Source organism: Bacteroidota bacterium (assembly GCA_030706565.1).
Lineage (GTDB): Bacteria > Bacteroidota > Bacteroidia > Bacteroidales > JAUZOH01 > JAUZOH01.
On the sequence record JAUZOH010000228.1, the window covers coordinates 1 to 6,056 of the forward strand.

General features: G+C 41.4%; 4 protein-coding genes. 1 reads left to right on the forward strand and 3 read right to left on the reverse strand.

Going from position 1 to position 6,056, the window contains the following annotated elements:
• Positions 1-470 precede the first annotated feature (470 nt).
• The gene (gene gldG / locus Q8907_11340) at positions 471-2,168 is read right to left on the reverse strand and encodes a gliding motility-associated ABC transporter substrate-binding protein GldG (protein ID MDP4274860.1); all 1,698 of its coding nucleotides are present in this window, start codon (positions 2,166-2,168) and stop codon (positions 471-473) included.
• Between the two features lie 45 nt (positions 2,169-2,213).
• Positions 2,214-2,948, reverse strand: coding sequence for a gliding motility-associated ABC transporter permease subunit GldF (gene gldF, locus Q8907_11345; protein MDP4274861.1), 735 nt, complete (start codon positions 2,946-2,948; stop codon positions 2,214-2,216).
• 162 nt (positions 2,949-3,110) lie between these two features.
• Between gldF and Q8907_11350 the strand changes: the two genes are divergently transcribed.
• On the forward strand, positions 3,111-4,487 hold the full coding sequence (locus Q8907_11350; protein ID MDP4274862.1) for a glycoside hydrolase family 27 protein: 1,377 nt from the start codon (positions 3,111-3,113) through the stop codon (positions 4,485-4,487).
• A 72-nt stretch (positions 4,488-4,559) separates the two neighbouring features.
• Here the strand turns inward: Q8907_11350 and Q8907_11355 are convergent.
• A partial coding sequence (locus Q8907_11355; GenBank protein MDP4274863.1) for a putative PEP-binding protein occupies positions 4,560-6,056 on the reverse strand: 1,497 nt, incomplete at its 5' end.

Sequence of the window (6,056 nt, forward strand, 5' to 3'; positions counted from 1 at the left end):
AGAAAAATTCCTCTGTGTCTTCTCTGTGTACCTCTGTGTTATTGAATCGATTTATTACACAGAGAACCACAGAGTTTTAACACAGAGTGCCACAGAGAAATCTGTTATAACCCCTTTATACTACTTGCGAAACTTAAATTATTAATGACACCCGTTTAATTTACCTTTGAATAAGTCAATTCATCATTTGTACTCACCACTACAACAAACAGCCACAGAGTTTTTCTCAGTGCAACTCCGTATCTCCTCAGTGTATCTGTGTTATAGCGTTCATATTTAAAATCACACAGAAAGCCACAGAGTTTTTCACTAAGATTTCACAGAGTGGAATTAAAGATATGTTGTGTTAATTCTTTGCTGCTTAGTGCCTTTGCGTGAGAGATGGGTTTCTCGCAAATGACGTCAAGTCGCAAAAAAATCAAAATGGTTTCCTTCAAGTAAACACAGACTTTATTGAGAACAATATCTAACTAAAATCTGGTATATTTCCTCCTTCTCCACCAAAACGAAAATACACCGAAAGCCATCACAAGCAATACAGGAGCCAGGGTATTAATAAGCTGCCATTTCAGCCTGTCCTGAAGAATTGCCTGACGGTCGAGCAAACGTAACTTTATTTGACGAGAGCGGAGCTTCATCAAACCAGATTCATCCGTAAGATAATTAACGGCATTCAGGATAAATTCCTTGTTGCCAAAGGTCTGGCGGGTATATTTATCATATCCGAGAGGAGAAATAAGAGGACCCTGGGCAGACATGCGGACGTCATTACGGATCATGCTCCCGTCGGATATTACAATCATCCTTGTAGGCACACTGACAGGTTTAACCGTTACAGACTGATTGTGTAAAATATTGTTTAACGGACGGTTTTTAAAGGCACTCTGGAACTTCCCTTCTAAAAGCACGCCAATAGTCAGATTAGGCTTGTTGAACTCGTAAGGGTTATGTTTATCAGTTATTTCAGACAAACGAACCAGACAGGGAGCGCTGATGGTTTTGGAATAAGGAGAACTCATCAACAAACAAGTCTTTCGAACAGCAGGATCATCGCCAACGGTATCAATTGTGCTGGGAAATTCAGATTTCAACATATTCAGGTTACGAGAGATAGGATTATTGTCGGGCGGGGATAAAATCGGGAAATACAGCCAGGGAGAAGGTGTCCATTTGGGCTGTTCGCCTACCAATGCCGTATTTACAGGTATAGTATTACATTGCATATCCTGAATCAGGTTAGGATTAATCCTTACCCCATAGCGGAAAAGCTGATCATCCAGGTTTAAGGAATTGACAAATGCCAAAGAAGATCCAAGTGACAAACTATCCATGCTCACATGAACAGGATTGACCAGCCATAAAAGTTTTCCCCCTTTCATCAGGTACTGGTCAAGCACAAATTTTTCATATTCCGAAAAAGCTTTTTGTGGATTTGCAACTATTACAGCCCTGTATGAATCCAGACAATTGATGGCATTGATGGAACCCCTGTCAACCTGATAATAATTAGCCAATTCCCTTGTTATATCGGCTACCTGATATTGATCCAATTCTCCATCTCCTTCCAGAAATGCAACTTTTTGAATTTTTTTCGCACTCAGGCTTTTTATGCAATTAATCAACTCATACTCCAATCCCTGTAAAGAATTATTAAGGTTTTCTTCAGCAGTTAACGACTGGTTATTTTTTAGAAAATTAATAGGCATCTGTAAACTTTTGTAATTCACGATTGCCCCGGGGAACAAGATTTGCTGGGTGTTGGCCCCGTTTTTATCCTTTACCTGCACGTTGGTGGGTTGTAATCCTTTGTTGTAGAGGTCTTCATAAACCTTTTCACGGGCATCCTTATCCGTCTTCTCCGATGGATTGATAAATTCATATTGGAGGTTATCCTTGGACACCACCCTGAATTCATCCAACAAATCTTTAATCGAATTCTGTAATTTTTTGAAACCTATGGGCATGTCCCCATCAAGATATATCTTGATGAATACCACATCGTCCAGATTTTTCAAAACTTCTTTTGATTCCGGGCTAAGCGTATACCGTTTTTCAGAGGTCAAATCGAAACGATGGTAAACAAATGAAGAGATGAAACAAATCAGCAGTATAATGGCTATGGTTAGGGATAACTGAATAATATTTTGTTTCTTTAAATTAAACTGCATAATTTAAATTATAAGATTGAATGATTGTTAAACTTTAAATAAATATTAAGCCCACTTTCTGCTTTGCAGCCTGGTTTTTGTAAAAACGACAAACAGTGCAATAACACTGAGAAAATAAACCACATCCCGGGTATCTATTACACCGCGGCTCATGGATTTGTAATGATCGTTAATACCCAAGCCGGCAATAAAAGTCTGTATATTTTGAAAAATTCCCAATGAGCCTAAGGAATCAAATCCTATATAAAAGAGGAAACACAATAAAACTGCCAGAATAAAAGCCACTATCTGATTATCAGTCAGAGAAGAAGCGAAAACACCAATAGCTGCGTAAATGGCAGCCAGAAAAAACAGGCCGATAAATGAGCCCCAAGTTCCGCCGGTATCAATATTACCCACCGGATTTCCCAACAAATACACCGAAACGAAATAAATCAGCGAAGGCAAGAGTGAAAGTAATACCAATAAAACTGCAGCAAAATATTTTGCCAGTACAATCTGCAAATCCGACAGAGGCTTGGTAAATATCAATTCTATGGTCCCCGATTTCTTTTCTTCGGCAAACATACGCATGGTCACAGCCGGAACCAGGAACAAAAATACCCAGGGGGCTATATAGAACAAACTGTCCAAATTGGCATAGCCGGCATCCAGTATATTCATCTCACCCGGGAATATCCACATAAAAAGTGAGGTAGATAAAAGAAACACTATGATAACAATATAACCGGTAAGAGAACTGAAAAAACCCCTTACCTCTTTACAAAGTAGAGTATACATGTTTTCAAAAAATTTTTCAAAAATAAACTAAATTTAACTTACATGGATAATATTTTTCAACAGTTCTCTGTAAAAGTCTTAAATTTCAAAAAGTTTATAATCAGGTTTTGTAAATTTGCTTACTGTATTGTTTACCTCAAAAACTCATAAATGCTTCTATCTATGGAAATAAAAAAGTTTTTTTACTGTTTATTTGCTTACATTCTAATATGTTGTAGCGGATTTACAACTTCTACGGCCAGAGCAGGAGGAAAAAGTTTCCTGCAATGGGCCGAAACACCGCCTATGGGATGGAACAGCTGGGATTGTTATGGGCCCACAGTCACAGAAAAGGAAGTCAGGGCAAATGCCGACTATATGGCCACAAATCTTAAAAAGTATGGTTGGGAATATATTATTGTTGATATCCGGTGGTATGTGGACAATGATAAGGCGCACGGCTACAACCAAAAGAACCCTGTTTATAATATGGACCAGTATGGCCGTTTTATGCCTTCCATCAAAAGATTTCCCTCAGCCGCTGACGGAAAAGGATTCAGAACTCTGGCCGACTATATGCACAGCAAAGGTTTGAAATTCGGTATACACGTAATGCGGGGCGTACCGGCTGAAGGCATCAGAAGGAACCTGCCTGTGCTGGGAAGCCGGAAAATGTTAAGGGATATCTGCACTCCTGAAGGCCAATGTCAATGGCTCAGGGACATGTATTCTGTTTTGCCGGGTAGTGAAGGTTCGCAGGAATATTATAATTCCATTTTCAAACTCTATGCTTTCTGGGGGGTTGATTATGTAAAGGTTGACGATTTATCCTCTCCTTATCACCTCCAGGAAATCGATATGATCCGGAAGGCCATTGACAACTGTGGACGGAAAATTGTTTTGAGTACCTCACCCGGACCGGCTCCTATTGCAATGGCAGAGCACCTGAAAGAACACGCCAATTTGTGGAGAATTTGCGATGATTTCTGGGATGACTGGCAGCCCTTAAAGAAGAATTTCGATTACTGCAACGAATGGTCGGCTCATATTGGCTCAGGACATTGGCCGGATGCGGATATGCTCCCGCTTGGCAGAATTGGGATCAGGGCTGAAAGAGGCGACGACCGCATGAGCAAATTCACCCGTGACGAGCAGTATACCCTGATGACCCTCTGTTCCATCTTCCGTTCTCCTCTGATGTTTGGCGGTGACCTGCCCAGTAATGACGGCTTCACTTTGTCGCTTCTGACCAACGACGAAGTATTGTACGTCAATCAGCACAGCATCAACAATAAACAATTATACAGAAACGGGGATATCATTGTCTGGACAGCCAATGATCCCAAATCCAAAGACACCTACCTAGCAGTTTTCAACGCTTCCGAACAGGATAATGTAAAAATACCGGTAAGTTTCGATCAGCTTGGACTGAAAAAATCATGCAGTGTCCGCGATTTATGGGCAAAAAAGGACCTGGGCTCTTATACAAATGAATTTGAACCAACCCTTCCCAAACATGGTGCCGGTTTATACAAAATACACGGGAAAAAGAAAAAGTAGCAACCATACCATAAATCAAAAAAAAACCTGCCGGATGGCAGGTTTTTTTTTGATATCAATTTCAATTTTCGATTATTTGCTTTCCTTGATTGCAGCCTGTGCCGCAGCCAAACGTGCAATAGGTACACGGAATGGCGAACAACTGACGTAGTTCATTCCTGCACGGTGGCAAAATTCAACGGTATTGGGTTCACCACCATGTTCACCGCAGATACCCACGCTTAATTCAGGACGGGTTTTTCTGCCTCTTTCAACAGCCAGTTGAATAAGCTGGCCAACACCTTCCTGATCGAGAACCTGGAAAGGATCATTAGGCAGAATATGTTTGTCGATATATGTCGGCAGGAACTTACCGGCATCATCACGGGAATAACCGAAAGTCATCTGGGTCAAATCGTTAGTACCAAATGAGAAAAATTCAGCGCTTTGGGCAACCTGATCAGCCATCAAAGCAGCACGGGGGATTTCAATCATGGTACCTACTTCATATTTGATCTTGGCATTCTTTTCAGCAAATACTTTTTCAGCGGTTTCCCTGATGATTTCTTCCTGTAACTGGAATTCTTTTGCAGTACCGATCAGAGGGATCATAATTTCAGGAATTACGATAATTCCTTTAGCCTGAAGGTTGAGTGCGGCTTCAATAATAGCGCGTGCCTGCATTTCAGTAATTTCGGGATAAGTAATACCCAAACGGCAACCTCTGTGGCCCAACATAGGATTGAATTCAGCCAGGCTGTTAACTTTTTGTTTGATACTTTCAACAGAAATGCCCATTTCATCAGCCATTTCTTTCTGATTGGCATCCTCATGCGGAACAAATTCGTGCAGAGGCGGATCAAGCAAACGAATGATTACAGGCAATCCTTCCATAGCTTCGAATATGCCTTCGAAATCGCCACGCTGGATAGGTAAAAGTTTTTCCAATGCTTTTCTCCTTCCGGTTTCATCATCAGCCAGAATCATTTCACGCATGGCCTTGATACGGTCGCCATCGAAGAACATGTGTTCAGTACGGCAAAGTCCAATACCTTTGGCGCCGAAATTGCGGGCAATCTTGGCATCACGAGGGGTATCGGCATTGGTACGGACATGCATCCTGGTATATTTATCGGCAAGTTTCATGATTTCGGAGAAATCGCCGCTCATTTCAGGAGAAATGGTGGCAATCTTGCCTTCATAAACTTTTCCTGTAGAACCGTCTAATGAAATCCAATCGCCTTCCTTGAAAACTTTTCCGCTTGCAGTCAAGGTTCTTGCTTTGTAATCAACAACAATACTTCCGGCACCAGAAACACAGCATTTACCCATACCACGGGCAACAACAGCAGCATGCGAGGTCATACCGCCGCGGGCAGTCAAAATACCTTCAGCAACATGCATACCTTTCAAATCTTCAGGAGAAGTTTCGAGCCTTACCAGCAATACTTTCTTACCCTTATCAGCCCATTTCTCAGCTTCATCAGCAAAGAAAACAATCTGGCCTGAAGCAGCACCCGGGGATGCAGGCAAACCTTTAGCAATCTCGGTAGCATTTGCAAGAGCTTTCTTATCGAAAACCGGGTGCAA

Bases quoted from the DNA above. Each gene is read 5' to 3' on its own strand.
- gldG (MDP4274860.1), bottom strand. From the start codon at position 2,168: ATGCAGTTTAATTTAAAGAAACAAAATATTATTCAGTTATCCCTAACC.
- gldF (MDP4274861.1), bottom strand. From the start codon at position 2,948: ATGTATACTCTACTTTGTAAAGAGGTAAGGGGTTTTTTCAGTTCTCTT.
- Q8907_11350 (MDP4274862.1), top strand. From the start codon at position 3,111: ATGGAAATAAAAAAGTTTTTTTACTGTTTATTTGCTTACATTCTAATA.